The following is a 19,222-nucleotide window of genomic DNA, read 5'->3' on the forward strand; positions in this document are numbered from 1 at the left end:
GAGTCGGCGCCTGCTGTACGTCGCGGCGATGTCGGCGGCGCGCACGAAGACGTGGAAGGACTTCTACCAGACGCAGCGCAACAAGGGGCTGAGCACGACGGCTGCACTGGTGGTGCTGGCCCGAAAGCTCATGCGCGTGGCGTTCTCGCTGTTCAAGCGACACGTGATGTTCAATGCCCGCTTGGCGGCCGCCAAAGCTTGACGAGAACCATAGAACCTCAGGGCGAACGGGTCGACGGGCAAACGCGTACTTGGCCAAACGGGTACTTGGGCAAACGGGTCGCTGGGTGAACGGGTTGGAGGATGAACGGGTCGGTGTGTGGCCTTTCGGAGAAAGGGTTGGCGGATGAACGGGTCGGCGTGTGGTCGGTGGGCAAACGGGTGGGTGGGTACGTGGCGGCCAGGAACGGATGCCCCCGAACCGTTCGGGCTGAGCCTGTCGAAGCCCTGCGCCGCCGCGCCGTGGCAGCTTGCCATGTCCCCGACGTGCCCACAGACCCGCGCCCCTGAACTCGGCGGTCCAAGCGCACGGTCGAGGCGGAGGATGCCGGCGTGCGATCGGAGGCGCCCCATTCGCGGCGCCGTGCAGTGCCCAAAGCGCGTCGGTGGAGAGCGAGCACCCGTCTGGTGTGGCAAGCCGGTGAGCGCGACGCGGTGCCGGAGAGCGCATGCCGGCGTCCTCTGCCGGTTAGCGCCCCGAAACTTTCCGCGCCCCGATGCTCACCTCAACCCTCGACACAAGAACCGAGAGCCGGGAACGTCAGAACGTACCGCCACCGTCAACCACGGCCCGGCAGCACCTGCTTCAGCCGCTGCAGCGCTGCACCTCGACCGTGGAGTGCCGGATCTCCTCGTGCATCGAGAAGCAGGCCCGCACGCCGTCCGCATCCAGCGTGGGCGAGTGTGTGACGACCGTCACCGCGCAGGCATAGGCCTCGCGGCCCACGCGCCAGACGTGCAGGTCGACCACGCGGGTGTGCGAATCGGCCAGGCCCGTCTCGACGCCCTCGCGGATCTCCTCGGCCACGGGATGGTCCATCTCGCGGTCCAGCAGCACGGCGCTGGTCTGGCGCAGCAGGCTGCGCGCCCAGTTGGCCACCAGCACCGCACCGACCACGCCCATCACCGGGTCCAGCCAGGCCCAGCCCAGGAACCAGCCGCCCAGCAGCGCCGCGATGGCCAGCACCGAGGTGGCGGCATCGGCCAGCACGTGCAGGTAGGCGGAGCGCAGGTTCAGGTCATGGTGGTGGCCATGCCCGTGGTCATGCCCATGGCCGTGGTCGTGGCCGTCGTGCGCATGGCCGTGGCCGTGTCCGTGGTCATGCCCGTGCGCACCCGCCAGCAGCCAGGCACACAGCAGGTTCACCGCCAGGCCCAGGGCGGCCACCATCACGGCCTCGCGGTAGTGGATCGGCTCGGGCGACCACAGCCGCTCCACCGAGGCGAAGACCATCAGCCCCGCCACCGCCAGCAGGAACACCGCGCTGGCGAAGCCGCCCAGCACCTCGATCTTCCAGGTGCCGAAGGCGAAGCGCCGGTCGCGCGCCAGGCGCCGCGCCGCCGTGTAGGCGAAGGCGCTGACGCCGATGGCCACCGCATGCGAGCTCATGTGCCAGCCATCGGCCAGCAGCGCCATGGAGTTGAACCACCAGCCGGCAGCGATCTCCATGAGCATCGCGGCGGCGGTGATGGCGAGCACCCAGCGGGTGCTGCGCTCGGCGGCGGGATTGCCGGCGTCGAACTGGTGGCTGTGCTGCCAGGGGCTGAGGTCGTGGGTGTGCATGGCGGCGGCGATTCTGGCAGCCACCGCACTGCCCGCCTAGCCGCCGAACAAGTCCCCTTCACCGCTGCGGCTGCTCGGCGCCGCCACGCCGAGGTGGCGGTAGGCGGCCAGCGTGGCGATGCGCCCGCGCGGCGTGCGCTGCAGGTAGCCCTGCTGGATCAGGTAGGGCTCGATCACGTCCTCGATGGTGCCGGACTCCTCGCCGATGCTGGCGGCGATGTTGTCCAGGCCCACCGGTCCGCCGTCGAAGCGGTGGATCACCGCCTCCAGCAGCTTGCGGTCCATCAGGTCGAAGCCTTCCGGGTCCACGTCGAGCATGGCCAGCGCCTTGTGGGCGATGGGCCGGGTGATGCGGCCGTCGCCCTTCACGTCGGCATAGTCGCGCACGCGGCGCAGCAGCCGGTTGGCGATGCGGGGCGTGCCGCGCGAGCGGCGGGCGATCTCGTAGGCGCCGTCGGGCTCGATGGGCGCGTTGAGCAGGCCGGCGCTGCGGGTGACGATGAGCGTGAGCTCCTCGGCCGTGTAGAACTCCAGCCGCGCCACGATGCCGAAGCGGTCGCGCAGCGGGTTGGTCAGCATGCCGGCGCGCGTGGTGGCACCCACCAGCGTGAAGGGCTGCAGGTCGAGCTTGATGCTGCGCGCCGCCGGCCCCTCGCCGATCATGATGTCGATCTGGTAGTCCTCGAGCGCGGGATACAGGATTTCCTCGACGACCGGCGAGAGCCGGTGGATCTCGTCGATGAAGAGCACGTCGTTGGGCTCGAGGTTGGTCAGCAGCGCGGCCAGGTCCTTGGGCTTCTCGAGCACCGGGCCGCTGGTCTGGCGCAGGTTGACGCCCAGCTCGGCCGCGACGATGTGCGACAGCGTGGTCTTGCCCAGGCCGGGCGGGCCGAAGAGCAGCACGTGGTCGAGCGCCTCGCGCCGCTTGCGGGCGGCGCCGATGAAGATCTCGAGCTGCTCGCGCACCTTGGCCTGGCCCACGTATTCCTGCAGCAGCTTAGGCCGCAGGGCGCGTTCGATGGCCTCTTCGTTGGGCGAGGCGGGGGCCGCGGACACCACGCGCGGCGGTACCGGGGCGAAGTCGTCGGTGTGGATGGACATGTCGCGGGCGGAAGCGTGAGATTGTAGGCGGCGGTGCCACCGGCGGGACGCGTTCAGCCGGCATTCAGGCGGCAGAATCGGCGACCACCCTTCCATCTGCGCCGACCACCTTGTCCATCTACCAGCTCAAGCCCCGCTTCCAGGCCCTGCTCCGCCCCCTGGTCCATCGACTCGCCGGGGCCGGGATCACGGCCAACCAGGTCACGCTGGCGGCATGCGGGGTGTCCGTGCTGCTCGGGCTGTGGCTGTTCTGGGCCGCGCCGGGCCGGGTGGCCTTCGCGCTGGTGCCGCTGTGGATGCTGCTGCGCATGGCCTTCAATGCGGTGGACGGCATGCTGGCGCGCGAGCACGGCCAGAAGAGTGCCCTGGGCGCCTTTCTCAACGAGCTGACGGACGTGGTGTCCGACGCGGTGCTGTACCTGCCGTTCGCACTGGTGGCGCCCTTCTCCGGTTTCTGGGTGGGCGGGGTCATCGTGCTGGCCGGGCTGTCCGAATTCGCGGGCGCGCTGGGGCCCACGGTGGGCGCCAGCCGGCGCTACGACGGGCCGCTGGGCAAGAGCGACCGGGCCTTCGTGTTCGGCGCGCTGGGCCTCTATGTGGCGCTGGGCTGGCCGCTGCCGCCGGCGGCCGCCTGGCTGATGCCGCTGCTGGCGCTGGCGGTGTGCTGGACCATGGTGCGCCGCGTGCGCGGCGCCCTGGCAGAAGTCGGCGCACGATGACACGCCATGACCCGCCATCAAAATTCCACAACGACGACCCTGGGGAGGGTTCACACATGACGACAACCAGCACGCCACGCATCGCCGGGGAACACCACTTCCGCACCCACGACGGCGAATCGCTCTTCTACCGCCACTGGCCGGCCACCGGCGGCGCGCGCCGCGGCGCGGTGCTGCTGTTCCACCGCGGCCACGAGCACGGCGCCCGCATGGCGCACCTGGTGGACGAGCTGGACCTGCCCGACTTCGACTTCTTCGCCTGGGACGCCCGTGGCCACGGCCGCTCGCCGGGCCAGCGCGGCCACAGCCCCAGCTTCGCGCATTCGGTGCGCGACGTGCAGACCTTCGTCGAGCACATCGCCGCGCAGCACGGCGTGGCGGAGCAGGACATGCACGTCGTGGCCCAGAGCGTGGGCGCGGTGCTGATCGCCACCTGGGCGCACGACTACGCCCCCAAGGTGCGCGGCCTCACGCTCGCCTCGCCGGCCTTCAAGGTCAAGCTCTACGTGCCCTTCGCGCGGCCGGGCCTTGCACTCATGCACAAGCTGCGCGGGCTGTTCTTCGTCAACAGCTACGTCAAGCCCAAGTTCCTCACGCACGATCCGGCGCGCATCGCCAGCTACCAGGCCGATCCGCTGATCACCCGGCCCATCGCGGTCAACATCCTGCTCGACCTGTACGAGGCCGCCGAGCGCGTGGTGGACGACGCCCAGGCCATCGTGCTGCCGACGCAGTTGCTGATCTCGGGCGCCGACTGGGTGGTGCACCACGGGCCGCAGCACCGCTTCTTCGAGCGGCTGGGCAGCCGAGTCAAGGAGAAGCTGGAGCTGCCCGGCTTCTTCCACGACACGCTGGGCGAGCGGGACCGGGCCGGCGCGGTGGCCGCGGTGCGCGGCTTCGTGCTGCGGCTGTTCGATGCGCCGCCGGAACCGGTCGACCTGCGCGGCGCCGACCGCCAGGGCTTCACCGCCGACGAGGCCCGCGCACTCGCCGCGCCGCTGCCGGCGCTGTCGCCGCGCGGCCTGTACTGGGCCGCAACGCGCGCCGGGCTGCGGCTGGGTGGCCGACTGTCGAAGGGCATCGCACTCGGCCATGCCACCGGCTTCGACTCCGGCAGCACGCTCGACTACGTCTACCGCAACGCGCCCGCCGGCGCACCGGTCATCGGCCGGCTGATCGACAAGACCTACCTCGATTCCATCGGCTGGCGCGGCATCCGCCAGCGCAAGCTGCACGTGGAAGAACTGCTGCGCGAGGCCATGGCCCGCCTGGCCACCGATGGCCGCGAAGTGCGGCTGATGGACATCGCCGCCGGCCACGGTCGCTACGTGCTCGACGCCGTGGCGGGCAGCGCGGTGGCGCCGGCCTCGATCCTGCTGCGCGACTACAGCGACATCAACGTGCGCGACGGCCAGCGCCTGATCGCCGAGCGCGGCCTGCAGGACACAGCGCGCTTCGTGCAGGCCGACGCCTTCGACCGCGCGAGCCTAGCCGCCGTCATGCCGCGGCCGACGCTGGCGGTGGTGTCCGGGCTGTACGAGCTGTTCCCGGACAACGAGATGGTCGCCCGCTCGCTGGACGGCGTGGCCAATGCGGTCGAGCCCGGCGGCTACTTGGTCTACACCGGCCAGCCCTGGCATCCGCAACTGGAAATGATCGCGCGGGCACTGACCAGTCACCGGCAGGGCCAGGCCTGGGTGATGCGCCGCCGCACGCAGGCCGAGATGGACCAGCTGGTGCAGGCCGCGGGCTTCCGCAAGATCGCCCAGCGCGTGGACCGTTGGGGCATCTTTACCGTCTCGCTCGCGCAGAAGGCATGACGAACGAGCGCCCCTGGAAGCGCGCCCTCGCCTGGCTGGCCCTGCTGGGGCCCTTCTTCTACCTGAGCTATGGCCTCGCCAACTGGTGGGCCGGCACGCGGGCGCAGGTGCCGTCGGTGGTGTTCGACTGGGAGCGGGGCATGCCCTTCTGGGCCTGGACCATCTTTCCCTACTGGTCGATCAACGCCTTCTACGCGCTGTCGCTGTTCCTGGGCCGGACGCGGCATCGGGTGGACCGGCATGCGGCGCGGCTGCTGACCGCGCAAGTGGTGGCCGTCGGCTGCTTCGTGCTGTGGCCGCTTGCCTTCAGCTTCGGGCAGCCGGCGGTGGCGGGCGCGCCAGCCTTCCTGTTCGAGGCGCTGCGCGGCTTCGACAAGCCCTTCAACCAGGCGCCCTCGCTGCACATCGCGCTGGCCGTGATCCTGTGGGACTGGTACCGGCAGCTGATCCGAACGCGCTGGGCGCGCGGCGTGCTGCACGGGTGGACGCTCTTGATCTGCGCCTCGGTGCTGACCACTTACCAGCACCACTTCATCGACATCCCGACCGGTGCGCTGCTGGGCGTGCTGTGCGTGTGGCTGTGGCCGCTGGAGCGGCAGGTGGCGCTGCCGCGCGCCTGGCGGCTGGCGCGGGATGCCGGGCGCTGGACGCTGGCCAGCGCCTACGCCGCAGGCGCGCTGCTGTGCCTGGGGCTGGGCCTGTGGGCGGGCGGCTGGCTGCTCTGGCTGGCCTGGCCTGCGGTGTCGCTCGCGCTCGTCGCCTTGAACTATGCCGGCCTGGGCGCGCGCGGCTTCCGCATGGATGGCCAGGGCCGCATGCACTGGACGGCGCGCTGGCTCTTCGGCCCCTACCGCGCCGCCGCCGCGCTCAACGCCTGGGCCTGGACGCGCCGGCTGCCCGCCAGTGCCGAGATCGCGCCCGGGCTGCGGCTGGGCCGCATGCCCGGCCATGCCGAATGGCAGGCCGCCGGCCGGCCGCGGCTGCTGAGCCTGTGCGCCGAGCTGCAGTTGCCGCCGGTGCCGCAGGCGCGCTGCGTGCCGATGCTGGACCTGGTGACGCCCTCGGCCGCGCAACTGCGGCGCGCCGTCGCCGTGCTGGAAGGCCAGCGGCGCGCGGGGCCCGTGTGGGTCTGTTGCGCGCTTGGCTTTTCGCGCAGCGCCGCAACGGTGGTGGGGTGGCTGCTGCGGCACGGCTCGGCCGCCGACCTCGGCACCGCCGAGGCAGCCGTGCGGCGTGCACGGCCGCAGATCGTGCTGCGCGAGCGCTGGCGCACCCTGCTGGCCCGCACGCAGGCAGGCCGGCAGCCGGAGGGCCCGGCGTGAGGGGCGGCCCCGTGTCGGCGCCAGAGGCGGACGACGACGCCACCGCGCGCAGCCGTTGCGCGGCATTGGCCGCCCTGCTCGGCGCCCACCGCGCCGTCGGCGCCTGGGGCGTGATGTCTTCTGCCCTGGCGGCGAGCGGACTGCTCGCGGCAGCCTTCGGTCTGGTACCACCGATGGCGGACGCGGCCGCCCTCTTCCTGGTCGCCGCCGGCCTGCTCGGCCTGGCCGAGCGCTACCTCGCCTTCCGCCTGCGGCTGGACGAAGCCTTGTTTCACGCGCTCGCCACGGGCCGGCTGGCGGGCCTTCCGGCGCTGGACGACGGCCTTGCCTGGCTGGGCCTGCGCCCCGCCACGTCCACGTCCATGTCCACGACCGCGCCGCGCAGCCTCCATGAGCGCCTGCGCGGCACTCGCGCGCTGCTGCGCCGCCATCTCGCCACCGTCCTGCTCCAGACCCTGTTCCTCACGGCCGCCCTCGCGGCCGGCTTCCTTCTTCATCCTCCCGCATGAACGACCTTCTCGACGCCGACACTCCGCCGCCGCGCGTGCTGCTGCGGCGGGCCGCCGCCTTCGTGTCGGCCCGCCTGATCGTGGGCGGTGCGCGCCTGCTGACCGGCGTGCGCGCCATCTGGAGCGGCACCACGCCGCTGGCCGAGACCACGCTCTACTTCGCCAACCATTCCAGCCACGGCGACTTCGTGCTGGTGTGGGCCACGCTGCCGCCCGACCTGCGCGCCTGCACCCGGCCCGTGGCCGGGCAGGACTACTGGCTCGCCTCGCGCGCACGGCGCTTCATCGGCCGGGACGTGTTCAATGCGCTGATGATCCGCCGCGACGGCAGCGGCGCCACTGGCGCGCCGAGCGCCAACCCGGTCGAACAGATGGTGCAGGCGCTGCAGGCCGGCGACTCGCTCATCATGTTCCCGGAAGGCACGCGCAACACCGGCGATGCAGTCATGCTGCCCCTCAAGAGTGGCCTGTTCCACCTCGCCCGCGCCTGCCCGCAGGTGCGCCTGGTGCCGGTGTGGATCGAGAACCTCCGGCGCGTGCTGCCCAAGGGCCAGCTGGTGCCGGTGCCGCTGGCCTGCTCGGTGCGCTACGGCGCGCCGGTGGTGCTGGCCGAGGGCGAGGACAAGGCATCGTTCCTCGCCCGCGCCCAGCAGGCGATGCTGGACCTGCGGCCCGATCACGACAAGGCAGAAGACGCGTCCACGGCGCCGCCTGCCGCAGCGCCCATTCCCTCCCCGCCCGCCGCGTCCCAGTCCGGCCAACCGAAGCAGGTCGACGCTCCATGAACCCCACCACCCACACCACCCTGATGCTCTTCGGCGGCGTGGCCGGCGTGCTGGTGCTCGCCTCGGCCATCGGCGCGCTGCTCAAGTGGCGCGTGGCCCATGGCGGGCCGCATGCCGTCATCGACAACCTCAACGCCCGGGTCAACGCCTGGTGGGTGATGGTGGCCGTGATCGGCATCGCCTTCGCCTTCGGCAAGCTGGGCGTGATCGTGCTGTTCTACCTGGTCTCGTTCTATGCGCTGCGCGAGTTCCTGAGCCTCACCTACACCCGCCGCGGCGACCACCTGGCCATGGCGGCCGCCTTCTACGTGGCACTGCCGGTGCAGTACTTCCTGGTATGGATCGAGTGGTACGGCATGTTCGCCATCTTCATCCCGGTGGAGGTGTTCCTGATCCTGCCCATCCTGTCGGCGCTGGGCGGCGACACGCAGCGCTTCCTGGAGCGCACGTCCAAGGTGCAGTGGGGGCTGATGGTCTGCGTGTTCTGCATCAGCCACGTGCCGGCGCTGCTGACGCTCCACATCCCGGGCTTCGAGGACCGCAACCTGCTGCTGATCGCCTTCCTGGTGATCGTGGTGCAGGGCAGCGACGTGCTGCAGTACGTCTGGGGCAAGCTGCTGGGGCGGCGCAAGGTGGCGCCGGAGCTGTCGCCCTCCAAGACCTGGGAAGGGCTCGTCGGCGGCGTGGCCAGCGCCACGCTGCTGGGCGCGGCGCTGTGGTGGGCCACGCCCTTCACGCCCTGGCAGGCCGCGCTCATGGCCCTCATGATCTGCGTGATGGGCTTCTTCGGCGGGCTGGTGATGTCGGCCATCAAGCGCGACCGCGGGGTGAAGGACTGGGGCACCATGATCGAGGGCCACGGCGGCATGCTGGACCGGCTGGACTCCGTGATCTTTGCTGCACCGATGTACTTCCACGCCCTCCACTACTGGTGGGTTCCGTGACCCACCCCGGCGCTGAGGCGACTACTTCGCCAGCGCCTTCAACGCCATCTTGATGCCCTCGCTCACGCCCACGTCCTTGGGCAGGGCCTTGAGCGCGGCGGCGCCCTCCTTGTCGTTGTAGCCCAGCGCCAGCAGGGCCTGCAGGATGTCGGCCTGGGCGTCGCTGGCGGGCTGGGCCGCGGCGCCGGCGGTGCCCACCGCGTCGCCCAGCTTGCCCTTGAGTTCCAGCAGCAGCCGCTCGGCGGTCTTCTTGCCGATGCCGGGAATCTTCACCAGCCGGCCCGGCTCCTGCAGTGCGATGGCCTGCACCAGCTCGCCCACGCTCAGGCCCGACAGGATCCCCAGCGCCGTGCGCGGCCCCACGCCGGCGATCTTGATCAGCTGTCTAAAGGCCGCACGTTCTTCCGCCGACGCGAAGCCGTAGAGAATCTGCGCATCCTCGCGCACGATGAAATGCGTGAGCAGCGAGACCTTCGCCCCCACCTGCGGCAGGTTGTAGAAGGTGCTCATCGGCACGTCCACCTCGTAGCCCACACCGCCGCAGTCGATGACGATCTGCGGCGGGTTGCGTTCGGCCAGGGTTCCGGTGAGTTTTCCTATCATGACTTGCGTGCCGATCCTTCGATTCCATCTGCCAGAGAAAAAAGCCGCGTGATTCTCCGCCACAGCTTCACCCCCGCGAACAACACCCGCCTGGCCCACCTGTGCGGCCCCATGGACGCGCACCTGCGCCGCATCGAGGAGGCGCTGGAGGTCAAGATCGCCCACCGCCACGAGCTGTTCAAGATCGACGGTCCCAAGGCCCGCGCCGAGCGCGCGCTGGAGGTGCTGCAGGCCCTCTACGAGATCGCCCGGCATCCCCTCGACGCCGCCATGGTGCAGCTCACGCTGGCCGGCGACGGCCAGATGGCCGAGGACGCCGCCGGCGCCCTCACGCTCAGCACCCGCCGCGGCGACCTGCGCGCCCGCACGCCCAACCAGAGCGTCTACCTGGACAACATCGCCAGCCACGACATCACCTTCGGCATCGGCCCGGCCGGCACCGGCAAGACCTACCTGGCGGTGGCTTGCGCGGTCGATGCGCTGGAGCGCAGCAGCGTGCAGCGCATCGTGCTCACCCGCCCGGCGGTGGAGGCCGGCGAGCGCCTGGGCTTCCTGCCCGGCGACCTGTCGCAGAAGGTCGACCCCTACCTGCGTCCGCTCTACGACGCGCTCTACGACCTGATGGGCTTCGAGAAGGTCACCAAGGCCTTCGAACGCAACGCGCTGGAGATCGCGCCGCTGGCCTTCATGCGCGGGCGCACGCTCAACAACGCCTTCGTCATCCTGGACGAGGCGCAGAACACCACGCCCGAGCAGATGAAGATGTTCCTCACCCGCATCGGCTTCGGCAGCAAGTGCGTGGTGACCGGCGACATCAGCCAGATCGACCTGCCCAAGACCCAGACCAGCGGGCTGGTGGAGGCCGAGCGCGTGCTGCGCCGCGTGCAGGGCCTGGCCTTCACCCGCTTCGACACCGGGGACGTGGTGCGCCATCCGCTGGTGGCGCGCATCGTCGATGCCTACGACGCCGCCCGCAAGCGCAGCAGCAGCGCGAAGGCCGACTGATGGCGATGCCGCCGCTGTCCCTGTCGCTGCAGTTCGGCCGCATCGATGCGCTCGCGCGCCACCGCGCCGCCCTGCCCCGCCACCGCGTGGCCCGCTGCATCCGCCATGCGCTGGAAGCGCCCGGCGAGATCACCGTGCGCATCGTCGATGCCGAGGAAGGCCAGCAGCTCAACCGCGAGTTCCGCGGCAAGGACTACGCGACCAACGTGCTCACCTTCGACTACGCCCAGTCGCCGATGGTGATGGCCGACCTGGTGCTGTGCGCGCCCGTGGTCGCGCGCGAGGCGAAGGAACTGGGCGTGACCCTGGCCGCCCACTATGCCCACCTGCTGGTGCACGGCACGCTGCATGCGCAGGGCTGGGACCACGAGACCGGCGACGAGGACGCCGAGGCCATGGAAGCGCGCGAGATCGAGATCCTGGCGGGGCTCGGCGTGCGCAACCCGTACCGTGGCCGCTGACCGCCCCCGTCCCTCACCGCGCGCGGCCTGCACGGCCCCCCAGGCCAGGCGGCGAGCCCGCGCCGTCAGCGCATGTCGATCGGAATCGTCACCGGCCCATCGTTGAGCAGGTGCACCTGCATGTCCGCCCCGAAGCGCCCCGTGGCCACCTCGGGATGCAGGCGGCGGGCCTGCGCCACGAAGGCGTCGTAGAGCCGCCGCCCTTCGTCCGGCGGCGCGGCCCCGGTGAAGCTGGGCCGGTTGCCGCCGCGCACGTCCGCCGCCAGCGTGAACTGGCTGACGATCAGCAGCCCGCCGCCCACGTCCTGCACGCTGCGGTTCATCTTGCCGGCCTCGTCCGCGAAGATGCGCAGCTTCAGGATCTTGGCCAGCAGGCGCTCGCCCACCGCGTCGGTGTCGCCGGCTTCGGCGCACACCAGCACCAGCAGGCCCGGGCCGATGGCGCCGGCCAGCTCGCCGCCGATCTCGACGCGGGCCTCGCGCACCCGCTGCAGCAGCGCCTTCATGGCAGCACCCGGCCGACCGGGTCGCGGTCCTGCGCCAGGGCGGCGCGCGATTCGAACTTGAGCGGCAGCAGCTGGATGGTGACCCGCAGGTTGGGCAGTACGCCCATCAGCGCCCGCTCCACGTCGTCGCGCATCAGCGCGGCGCGGCGCAGCGTCCAGCCGCCCGGCAGGTGCATGTGCAGGTCGGCAAAGCAACGCCGGCCGGCACGGCGGGTGACGAGGTGGTCGAAGCGCAGCTCGGTGTCGGCCGGCGTCTCGGCGGCGATGCGGTCGAGCACCGACTGCAGCAGCGCCTGGTCGGCCGGCGCCAGCGCCTCGTCCATCAGGCCCTGGGCCGAGCGCCAGACCAGCTGGCCGCCCTCCCGGATGATGTTGATCGCCACGCCGATGGCCAGCAGCGGATCGAGCCACAACCAGCCGGTGAAGCCCACCGCCACCACGCCGACGATCACCGCCACGGAGGTCCAGACGTCGGTCATCAGGTGGCGGCCATCGGCCTCCAGCGCGATGGAGTTGTGCCGCTTGGCAGCGCGGAACAGCAGCCAGGCCAGACCGCCGTTGAAGGCCGAACTCACCGCCGACAGCACCAGGCCCCAGCTCAGCTGCTCCAGCGGCTGGGGATTGAGCAGCCGGTGCACGGCTGCACCCGCAATGGCCAGCGCCGCGCCGACGATCAGCACGCCCTCGAAACCGGAGGAGAAATATTCGGCCTTGTGGTGGCCGTAGGGATGGTCGTCGTCCGCCGGCCGCGCCGCCACCGTGATCATGCTCAGCGCGAAGATGGCGCTCGCCAGGTTGACGAAGGACTCCATCGCGTCCGAGATCAGGCCCATCGAATGGGTGACGTAGCCGGCGATGCTCTTGAGCAGGATGGTCAGCAGGGCCACCGCGATGGACAGCCGCAGCAGGTTGCGCGGCGCCCACAAGGGAGAATCGGGCGCGAAGGACAGGGTTTTCATGGCAAGGGGAGCAGGGGTTGGCTTCTTCGGGGCACCGGTCGGCGCAGCCTGTCTATGATGCCCGGCCATAAGAAACCAGGGATGAACGTCTTCATGCAACCACGACTTTTTGCCCGGCCTGGCCCCGCCGCCTGCGGCTGGCTGTTGGCCGGCGTCCTGTGGGCGGTCGCGCCGCCGCTGCGGGCGCAGACCGCCGCACCGCCTGCCGCGGCGCCCGCGGCCCAGCACGCCGGCTTCATCAAGACGGTGCAGGGCACCGTGCGGCTGGTCGATGCCGCCGGCCAGGCCCAGCCCGCCCAGCCGGGCAGCGCCCTGCGGGTCAGCGACAGCGTCCAGACCGGCGACGACGGCTCGGCCGGCCTGGTGCTGCGCGACGGCACCACGCTGGTGGTCGGCCCCAGGTCCCGCATGGACGTGCGCGACTACCGTTTCGAGAGCACGGCGCAGGACGGCGGCATGCTGATCGGCCTGCTCAGCGGCTCGCTGCGCATGATCACCGGCCTGCTGGGCAAGAGCCATCCGGAGGCGGTGCGCGTGCAGACGCAGACCGCCACCATCGGCATCCGCGGGACGGACTTCATCGTGTCCACGGAGGCCCCATGATGCTGCACCGCCCCTTCACGCCGTCGTCGCTGCTGCGCGTGGCCGTGCCGCTCGCGGCCTTGCTGCTGGCCGCCTGCGCGGCGCCGCCCTCCACCCGCGTGGTGCTGCTGCCGCAGGCCGATGGCACACCGTCGGCCGTGGTCGTCGCCACCCAGGGCGGCGAGCAGCGGCTGGACAAGCCCTACGCGCAGGCCTCGGTGATCGCCACCGACCAGCCGCCGCGCCTGGGCGCCACCGATGCCGCCACGGTGCAGGCCGAGAACCCGGCGCTGTTCGCCATGCGGCCGCCCGCGTCCCGACGCTACGTGCTGTTCTTCGATGCCGGCGGCACCCAGCTGGCCGCTGCTTCCCAGCGTGAACTGGACGCGCTGCTGGCGGATGCTTCCGCCCAGCCGGGCTCGGACGTGGTCATCACCGGCCACACCGACACCCGCGGCGCCGCCGCGGCCAACGACGCGCTGTCCCTGGCGCGCGCGCAACTGCTGCAGCGCATGCTGGTGGCGCGCGGCTTCGCGGCCAACCGGATCGAGGCCGCCGGCCGGGGCGAGCGCGAACTGGCCGTGCCCACCGCTGACAACGTGGATGAGCCGCGCAACCGGCGCGTGGTCGTCGAGGTGCGCTGAAGGCGGGGGGAAGGCCCCCACCGGCAAGGCCGGCCGGAGAACCCGGCTCAGGCGCCCAGCACCACGCGGGCGAACTTGCGCTTGCCCACCTGCACCACGTAGCTGCCGGCCTCCAGCTTGAGGCCCTTGTCGCTCACCACGCTTGAATCCACCCGCACGCCGCCGCCGTCGATCAGGCGGTTGCCCTCGGAGGTGGAGGCCGCCAGCCCCGCCTGCTTGAGCAGGTGGGCGATGCCCAGCGGCGCGCCCGCCAGCTGCACCTCGGGAATCTCGTCCGGCACACCGCCGCGGCTGCGGTTGACGAAGTCCTGCTCGGCCGCATCGGCCGCCTGGGCGCTGTGGAAGCGGGCCGTGATCTCCTTGGCCAGCATCACCTTCGCGTCCTTGGGATTGCGCCCGGCGTCCACCTGGGCCTTGAGCGCAGCGATCTCCTGCAGCGAGCGGAAGCTCAGCAGGGTGAACCACTTCCACATCAGGTCGTCGGAAATCGACAGCACCTTGGCGAACATGGTGTTCGGCGCCTCGCTGATGCCGATGTAGTTGTTCTTGCTCTTCGACATCTTCTCGACGCCGTCCAGGCCCTCGAGCAGCGGCATGGTCAGGATGCACTGCGGCTCCTGACCGTATTCCTGCTGCAGGTGGCGGCCCACCAGCAGGTTGAACTTCTGGTCGGTGCCGCCGAGCTCCAGGTCGCTCTTGAGCGCCACCGAGTCGTAGCCCTGCATCAGCGGATACAGGAATTCGTGCACCGAGATCGACTGGCCCGCCTTGAAGCGCTTGGTGAAGTCGTCGCGCTCCATCATGCGCGCCACGGTGTACTTGGCCGCCAGCTGGATCATGCCGCGCGCGCCCAGCGGGTCGCTCCATTCGGAGTTGTAGCGGATCTCGGTGCGCGCCGGGTCCAGCACCAGGCTGGCCTGGCGGTAGTAGGTCTGGGCGTTGACCTCGATCTGCTCGCGGGTGAGCGGCGGGCGGGTGCTGTTGCGGCCCGACGGATCGCCGATCAGCGTGGTGAAGTCGCCGATCAGGAAGATCACCTGGTGGCCCAGGTCCTGCAGCTGGCGCATCTTGTTGAGCACCACCGTGTGGCCGATGTGGATGTCCGGTGCCGTGGGGTCTAGGCCCAGCTTGATGCGCAGCGGCTGGCCGGTGGATTCGGCCCGTTGCAGCTTGCGCACCCACTCGTCCTGAGGCAGCAGTTCGTCGGCGCCGCGCAGCGAGATGTCGAGCGCTTGTCTTACACCATCCGATAGGGAATGACCAATATCGATCTGAGGATTCATTGGGATTTTGAGGGGCGGAAACAACACTGCGCCGCTATACTCCGCCGGGTTTCGCGCTCTGCATTCTACGCAGCGCCTCTTTTTCGCCCCGCCCTGTGTCGGCCTGAGACCTACAGCCCGACCCGGCGGCCGCCGAACCCGAGCCCTGGATTCCTACGTTGTCGACATTGATCAACGGCATTCTGGCCGCCGAGGAAGCTTTTGCGTCTCGCCTGGCCTTCGTCATCCGGACCCATCCCCGCCATCTCACCGCCGCCGTCGCCGCGCTGCTGATGACCGCCGGCGGCGGCGCCTTCGCCGTCGCCTCGCTGGGCCCCGATGCGGCGGATCTGCCGATCCGCCAGGTGCTGGAAACCGTCACCCCGCTGTCGGTCGAAAGCCAGAGCGAGGCCCTGGACGGCTACAGCTTCACCCTCTTCCGCACCGAATTCACCCGCGCCAGCGACACGGCCGACGCCCTGCTCGGCCGCCTGGGTGTGCGTGACCCCGCCGCCGCCGCCTTCGTGCGCGGCAACGGCGACGCCCGGCTGGCCATGCTCAGCCGCGTGGGCCGCACCATCTCGGCCGAGATCGGCCACGACGGCCGGCTGCACCGCCTGTCCGCCCGCTGGGTGCCCGACGCCAACGGCGGCTTCCGCCGCGTGACGGTCGAGCCGGACGGCAGCGGCTTTGCCGTGCGCAACGAGGCCGAGACGCTGGACACCAACCAGCGCGTGGCCGGCGGCACGATCCAGAGTTCGCTGTTCGCCGCCACCGACGCCGCCGGCATTCCCGATGCCATCGCCAGCCAGCTGGCCGACATCTTCTCGGGCGACGTGGACTTCCGCCAGTTGCGCAAAGGCGACCGCTTCGCCGTGCAGTACGAAAGCCTGGAGGCCGACGGCCAGGCCATGCGCAGCGGCCGCGTGCTGGCCGCCGAGTTCGAGACCGGCGGCAAGGTGCACCAGGCCCTGTGGTTCGAGGCACCCGGCCAGAAGGGCGGCTACTACCGCTTCAATGGCGAGAGCCTGCGCCGCGCCTACCTGGCCTCGCCGGTGGAATTCACCCGCGTGTCCAGCGGCTTCGCGATGCGGCTGCACCCCATCCTCAACAGCTGGCGCCAGCACACCGGCACCGACTTCGCCGCCCCGCCCGGCACGCCGGTGCGCACGGTGGGCGACGGCACGGTCGACTTCGCCGGCTGGCAGAACGGCTACGGCAACATCGTCATCGTCAACCACCGCAACCGCCAGCAGACCGCCTATGCGCACCTGAGCCGCATCGACGTCAAGGCCGGCCAGTCGGTGAGCCAGGGCCAGAAGGTCGGTGCCGTCGGTTCCACGGGCTGGGCCACGGGCCCGCACCTGCATTTCGAGTTCCGCATCGACGGCCAGTACTTCGACCCGCAGCGCATGCTGGCCGAGCAGGACGGCGGCACGCCGGTGCCCGCCTCCGCCCGTGCCGCCTTCGCCAAGGTGATGGGCGCCGCCCGCACCGAGCTGGCCGCCGCCAGCGCGACGCTGCAGGCGCGAGCCGACTGAACGACCGCTGTCCGGCCGCGGCGCCTCCGCCGGCGGCCTGGCAACATCCCAAGCGCCGGCCCGTCCGGCGCTTTTTTCATTCCCGAGCCGCCCATGACCACGACGCCTCCCGCCGCCCCGGACTGCTACATCGGCCTGATGTCGGGCACCTCGCTCGACGGCGTGGATGGGGTGGTGGCGGAGTTCGGCGCGGACGGCCTCGCAGTGTGCGCCCACGCCGGTGCCGCATTTCCGCCGGCGCTGCGGGCCGAATTGCTGGCCCTCAACACGCCCGCCGGCGTGGATGAATTGCACCGCGCGTCCCTGGCCGCGAACGGCCTGACCCGGGTCTACGCCGACGTGGTGGCGCAACTGCTGGCGCGCACCGGGCTGGACGCCGCCGCCATCCGCGCGATCGGCGCCCATGGCCAGACCGTGCGTCATCGGCCCGGCGCCTTCGACGGCACGGGCTACACGATGCAGCTCAACAACCCGGCCCTGCTGGCCGAGCTGACCGGCATCGCCGTGGCGGCCGACTTCCGCAGCCGCGACGTCGCCGCCGGCGGCCAGGGGGCGCCGCTGGTGCCGGCCTTCCATGCGGCCGTCTTCGGACGGGCCGGCGAGGCGCGTGCCGCGCTCAACCTGGGCGGCATCGCCAACCTGAGCCTGCTGCCGGGCGACGGCACGCCGGTGCGCGGCTTCGACTGCGGGCCGGCCAATGCCCTGCTCGACCACTGGTGCCAGCTGCACCGCGGCCACCCCTTCGACGCCGACGGCGCCTGGGCCGCCACCGGCACGGCGCGCGCATCGCTGCTGCAGCGCCTGCTGGCCGAGCCCTATTTCGCCCAGCCCATTCCCAAGAGCACCGGCCGCGACCTGTTCCATCCCGACTGGCTGGCGCAGCGCCTCGACGACGCCGACCGGGCCGCCGACCCAGCCGACGTGCAGGCGACGCTGGCCGAGTTGACCGCCCGCAGCAGCGCCGAGGCGCTGCGCACGCACGCGCCGGCCACGCGGCGCCTGATCGTCTGCGGCGGCGGCGCCTTCAACGGCGACCTGCTGCGCCGGCTGGCGCGGCATCTGCCCGGCGTGGCCATCGACAGCTCGGCCGACCACGGACTGCCGCCGCAGCAGGTGGAGGCCGCGGCCTTTGCCTGGCTGGCACGGCAACTGGTGAACGGCGCGCCCGGCAACCTGCCGGCCGTGACCGGCGCGCACGGCTTGCGCGTGCTGGGAGCGCTGTATCCCGCCTGAGGGCGCCTAGTGCCGCCCGGCCACGTCCGGCTCTTCCAGCTGCGGCGAGCGCGCCTCCGGCGGCACCTGCCAGAAGATGAAGGCCGAGGCGATGGTCACCAGCCCCACGGTGACGAAGGTGGCCTGGAAGGCCGGCAGCGCATGCGCGCCGAAGGCATTGCTGAAGCCCGACAGCACGGCCCCCGCCATGGCCACGCCCATGCTCATCGCCAGCATCTGCACCATCGAGAACAGGCTGTTGCCGCTGCTGGCGCTGGCGCCGTCCAGGTCCTTGAGCGTGAGCGTGTTCATGGCCGTGAACTGCAGCGAGTTGAAGGCGCCGAACAGCGCGAACTGCACCAGCCGCAGCCATACCGGCTCGCCCGGCGAGGCCAGCGCGAAGCTGATCATCAGCAGGCCGATGATGCAGGTGTTGCCCACCAGGATGCGGCGGTAGCCCCAGCGCAGGATCAGCTGCGCCGCGATGCGCTTCATGCCCATGCCGGCCAGCGCCGTGGGCAGCATCATCAGGCCGGCCTGCATGGGCGAATAGTCCAGCGAGACCTGCAGCGACAGCGGAATCAGGAAGGGCATTGCCCCGCTGCCCAGGCGGCAGAACAGGTTGCCCAGCAGCCCCACCGACAGCGTGCGCACCCGGAACAGGTGCGTGGAGAACAGCGGCGCCGGATGCCGCGCCGCATGCAGCCAGTAGGCCACGATGGCGGCGAAGCCGAAGATGGCCAGCACCAGCGCGCCGGCATGGCCCAGGCGCTCGCCGCCGCCCTCGATGGCCATCGACAGGCCCGCCATGCCGATGGCCAGCAGCACGTAGCCCAGCAGGTCGAAACGGCCGGGCGCATCGGCGCGCACGTCGGGCATGAAGCGCTGCGTGGCCAGCAGGCCGATCAGGCCCACCGGCAGGTTGATGAGGAACACCCAGTGCCAGGAGGCGTATTCCACCAGCCAGCCGCCCAGCGTCGGCCCCAGCAGCGGACCGATCAGTCCGGGGATGGCGACGAAGCTCATCGCCTGAAGGAACTGCGCGCGCGGAAAGGTGCGCAGCACCGACAGCCGACCCACCGGCAGCAGCAGCGCACCGCCCAGGCCCTGCAGGATGCGCGCAGCCACCAGCTCGTCCAGGTGCCGCGAGGCCGCGCAGGCCAGCGAGCCCAAGGTGAACAACCCGATCGCCAGCATGAACATGCGGCGGGTGCCGAAGCGGTCCGCCAGCCAGCCCGAGGCCGGGATCAGGATCGCCATGGTCAGCGAATAGGACACCACCACCGACTGCATGCGCAGCGGGCTCTCGCCCAGCGCCCGCGCCATCGACGGCAGCGCGGTGTTGATGATCGTGGCGTCCAGCGTCTGCATGAAGAAGCCGATGGCCACCAGCCACAGCAGCACCCGCTGGCGGGCATCGGTGGCGGCGGCCGAGGCGTCGGGCATGGGATCGGTCAAAGGCAG

At 71.2% G+C, this 19,222-nt stretch carries 19 protein-coding genes and 1 pseudogene; 13 read left to right on the forward strand and 7 right to left on the reverse strand.

Annotated features, from left to right (window positions below):
* A pseudogene (locus NS331_RS26535) lies at positions 1-202 on the forward strand (hypothetical protein); the annotation flags it as partial.
* 603 nt (positions 203-805) lie between these two features.
* Here NS331_RS26535 and dmeF read toward each other — a convergent pair.
* Positions 806-1,783, reverse strand: a complete 978-nt coding sequence (gene dmeF, locus NS331_RS02180; protein WP_058640381.1) for a CDF family Co(II)/Ni(II) efflux transporter DmeF — start codon at positions 1,781-1,783, stop codon at positions 806-808.
* 36 nt (positions 1,784-1,819) lie between these two features.
* Positions 1,820-2,884 carry a Holliday junction branch migration DNA helicase RuvB gene (gene ruvB / locus NS331_RS02185; RefSeq protein WP_058640382.1) on the reverse strand — a complete coding sequence of 355 codons (1,065 nt, stop codon included), beginning with the start codon at positions 2,882-2,884 and terminating at the stop codon, positions 1,820-1,822.
* A gap of 110 nt (positions 2,885-2,994) precedes the next feature.
* Between ruvB and NS331_RS02190 the strand changes: the two genes are divergently transcribed.
* From NS331_RS02190 to NS331_RS02215, 6 genes are all read left to right on the forward strand, one after another.
* Complete coding sequence (locus NS331_RS02190) at positions 2,995-3,603, forward strand: CDP-alcohol phosphatidyltransferase family protein (RefSeq protein ID WP_058640383.1); 609 nt, start codon at positions 2,995-2,997, stop codon at positions 3,601-3,603.
* A gap of 56 nt (positions 3,604-3,659) precedes the next feature.
* Positions 3,660-5,423, forward strand: coding sequence for a bifunctional alpha/beta hydrolase/class I SAM-dependent methyltransferase (locus NS331_RS02195; protein ID WP_058640384.1), 1,764 nt, complete (start codon positions 3,660-3,662; stop codon positions 5,421-5,423).
* Complete coding sequence (locus NS331_RS02200) at positions 5,420-6,745, forward strand: phosphatase PAP2/dual specificity phosphatase family protein (protein WP_058640385.1); 1,326 nt, start codon at positions 5,420-5,422, stop codon at positions 6,743-6,745. Before NS331_RS02195 ends, NS331_RS02200 begins: the two co-directional genes overlap by 4 nt.
* A gap of 65 nt (positions 6,746-6,810) precedes the next feature.
* Positions 6,811-7,254 carry a hypothetical protein gene (locus tag NS331_RS02205; RefSeq protein ID WP_153012721.1) on the forward strand — a complete coding sequence of 148 codons (444 nt, stop codon included), beginning with the start codon at positions 6,811-6,813 and terminating at the stop codon, positions 7,252-7,254.
* The gene (locus NS331_RS02210; protein ID WP_082702207.1) at positions 7,251-8,039 is read left to right on the forward strand and encodes a lysophospholipid acyltransferase family protein; all 789 of its coding nucleotides are present in this window, start codon (positions 7,251-7,253) and stop codon (positions 8,037-8,039) included. The genes NS331_RS02205 and NS331_RS02210 overlap by 4 nt, the downstream gene beginning before the upstream one ends.
* The gene (locus tag NS331_RS02215) at positions 8,036-8,983 is read left to right on the forward strand and encodes a phosphatidate cytidylyltransferase (RefSeq protein ID WP_058640387.1); all 948 of its coding nucleotides are present in this window, start codon (positions 8,036-8,038) and stop codon (positions 8,981-8,983) included. Before NS331_RS02210 ends, NS331_RS02215 begins: the two co-directional genes overlap by 4 nt.
* Positions 8,984-9,004: 21 nt before the next feature.
* On the opposite strand, the gene ruvA is transcribed toward NS331_RS02215, so the two are convergent.
* Complete coding sequence (ruvA, locus tag NS331_RS02220; protein ID WP_017761470.1) at positions 9,005-9,586, reverse strand: Holliday junction branch migration protein RuvA; 582 nt, start codon at positions 9,584-9,586, stop codon at positions 9,005-9,007.
* Between the two features lie 48 nt (positions 9,587-9,634).
* Here ruvA and NS331_RS02225 point away from each other — a divergent pair, with 48 nt between their 5' ends.
* The gene (locus NS331_RS02225; RefSeq protein WP_058640388.1) at positions 9,635-10,591 is read left to right on the forward strand and encodes a PhoH family protein; all 957 of its coding nucleotides are present in this window, start codon (positions 9,635-9,637) and stop codon (positions 10,589-10,591) included.
* Positions 10,591-11,052 carry an rRNA maturation RNase YbeY gene (gene ybeY, locus NS331_RS02230; RefSeq protein ID WP_058640389.1) on the forward strand — a complete coding sequence of 154 codons (462 nt, stop codon included), beginning with the start codon at positions 10,591-10,593 and terminating at the stop codon, positions 11,050-11,052. Before NS331_RS02225 ends, ybeY begins: the two co-directional genes overlap by 1 nt.
* 65 nt (positions 11,053-11,117) lie before the next feature.
* Here the strand turns inward: ybeY and dtd are convergent, their stop codons facing one another.
* Positions 11,118-11,558 carry a D-aminoacyl-tRNA deacylase gene (gene dtd / locus NS331_RS02235; protein WP_058640390.1) on the reverse strand — a complete coding sequence of 147 codons (441 nt, stop codon included), beginning with the start codon at positions 11,556-11,558 and terminating at the stop codon, positions 11,118-11,120.
* A complete protein-coding gene (locus tag NS331_RS02240) occupies positions 11,555-12,517 on the reverse strand; it encodes a cation diffusion facilitator family transporter (RefSeq protein WP_058640391.1) in 963 nt (320 codons plus the stop codon). The genes dtd and NS331_RS02240 overlap by 4 nt, the downstream gene beginning before the upstream one ends.
* A 93-nt stretch (positions 12,518-12,610) precedes the next feature.
* On the opposite strand from NS331_RS02240, the gene NS331_RS02245 reads away from it, so the two are divergent.
* Entirely contained in the window at positions 12,611-13,120 is a 510-nt protein-coding gene (locus NS331_RS02245; protein WP_082702215.1) for a FecR family protein, read from the forward strand.
* A complete protein-coding gene (locus NS331_RS02250; RefSeq protein WP_082702208.1) occupies positions 13,117-13,743 on the forward strand; it encodes an OmpA family protein in 627 nt (208 codons plus the stop codon). Before NS331_RS02245 ends, NS331_RS02250 begins: the two co-directional genes overlap by 4 nt.
* A 47-nt stretch (positions 13,744-13,790) precedes the next feature.
* On the opposite strand, the gene tyrS is transcribed toward NS331_RS02250, so the two are convergent.
* Entirely contained in the window at positions 13,791-15,026 is a 1,236-nt protein-coding gene (tyrS, locus tag NS331_RS02255; RefSeq protein WP_058640392.1) for a tyrosine--tRNA ligase, read from the reverse strand.
* A 167-nt stretch (positions 15,027-15,193) separates the two neighbouring features.
* Between tyrS and NS331_RS02260 the strand changes: the two genes are divergently transcribed.
* Both NS331_RS02260 and NS331_RS02265 read left to right on the forward strand, forming a co-directional pair.
* Positions 15,194-16,546, forward strand: coding sequence for a M23 family metallopeptidase (locus NS331_RS02260; RefSeq protein WP_082702209.1), 1,353 nt, complete (start codon positions 15,194-15,196; stop codon positions 16,544-16,546).
* 93 nt (positions 16,547-16,639) lie between these two features.
* The gene (locus NS331_RS02265) at positions 16,640-17,779 is read left to right on the forward strand and encodes an anhydro-N-acetylmuramic acid kinase (RefSeq protein ID WP_058640394.1); all 1,140 of its coding nucleotides are present in this window, start codon (positions 16,640-16,642) and stop codon (positions 17,777-17,779) included.
* Between the two features lie 6 nt (positions 17,780-17,785).
* Here the strand turns inward: NS331_RS02265 and mdtD are convergent, their stop codons facing one another.
* Positions 17,786-19,204 carry a multidrug transporter subunit MdtD gene (gene mdtD, locus NS331_RS02270; protein ID WP_058640456.1) on the reverse strand — a complete coding sequence of 473 codons (1,419 nt, stop codon included), beginning with the start codon at positions 19,202-19,204 and terminating at the stop codon, positions 17,786-17,788.
* Between the last annotated feature and the right edge of the window lie 18 nt (positions 19,205-19,222).

The organism is Pseudacidovorax intermedius (assembly GCF_001476815.1).
GTDB classification, from domain to species: domain Bacteria; phylum Pseudomonadota; class Gammaproteobacteria; order Burkholderiales; family Burkholderiaceae_C; genus Xenophilus; species Xenophilus intermedius_A.

Excerpts from the sequence above, each read along its gene's own strand:
- dmeF (WP_058640381.1), bottom strand. The coding sequence starts at position 1,783 with ATGCACACCCACGACCTCAGCCCCTGGCAGCACAGCCACCAGTTCGAC.
- ruvB (WP_058640382.1), bottom strand. The coding sequence starts at position 2,884 with ATGTCCATCCACACCGACGACTTCGCCCCGGTACCGCCGCGCGTGGTG.
- NS331_RS02195 (WP_058640384.1), top strand. The coding sequence starts at position 3,660 with ATGACGACAACCAGCACGCCACGCATCGCCGGGGAACACCACTTCCGC.
- NS331_RS02200 (WP_058640385.1), top strand. The coding sequence starts at position 5,420 with ATGACGAACGAGCGCCCCTGGAAGCGCGCCCTCGCCTGGCTGGCCCTG.
- NS331_RS02210 (WP_082702207.1), top strand. The coding sequence starts at position 7,251 with ATGAACGACCTTCTCGACGCCGACACTCCGCCGCCGCGCGTGCTGCTG.
- NS331_RS02215 (WP_058640387.1), top strand. The coding sequence starts at position 8,036 with ATGAACCCCACCACCCACACCACCCTGATGCTCTTCGGCGGCGTGGCC.
- ruvA (WP_017761470.1), bottom strand. The coding sequence starts at position 9,586 with ATGATAGGAAAACTCACCGGAACCCTGGCCGAACGCAACCCGCCGCAG.
- ybeY (WP_058640389.1), top strand. The coding sequence starts at position 10,591 with ATGGCGATGCCGCCGCTGTCCCTGTCGCTGCAGTTCGGCCGCATCGAT.
- dtd (WP_058640390.1), bottom strand. The coding sequence starts at position 11,558 with ATGAAGGCGCTGCTGCAGCGGGTGCGCGAGGCCCGCGTCGAGATCGGC.
- NS331_RS02240 (WP_058640391.1), bottom strand. The coding sequence starts at position 12,517 with ATGAAAACCCTGTCCTTCGCGCCCGATTCTCCCTTGTGGGCGCCGCGC.
- NS331_RS02245 (WP_082702215.1), top strand. The coding sequence starts at position 12,611 with ATGCAACCACGACTTTTTGCCCGGCCTGGCCCCGCCGCCTGCGGCTGG.
- NS331_RS02250 (WP_082702208.1), top strand. The coding sequence starts at position 13,117 with ATGATGCTGCACCGCCCCTTCACGCCGTCGTCGCTGCTGCGCGTGGCC.
- tyrS (WP_058640392.1), bottom strand. The coding sequence starts at position 15,026 with ATGAATCCTCAGATCGATATTGGTCATTCCCTATCGGATGGTGTAAGA.
- NS331_RS02265 (WP_058640394.1), top strand. The coding sequence starts at position 16,640 with ATGACCACGACGCCTCCCGCCGCCCCGGACTGCTACATCGGCCTGATG.
- mdtD (WP_058640456.1), bottom strand. The coding sequence starts at position 19,204 with ATGCCCGACGCCTCGGCCGCCGCCACCGATGCCCGCCAGCGGGTGCTG.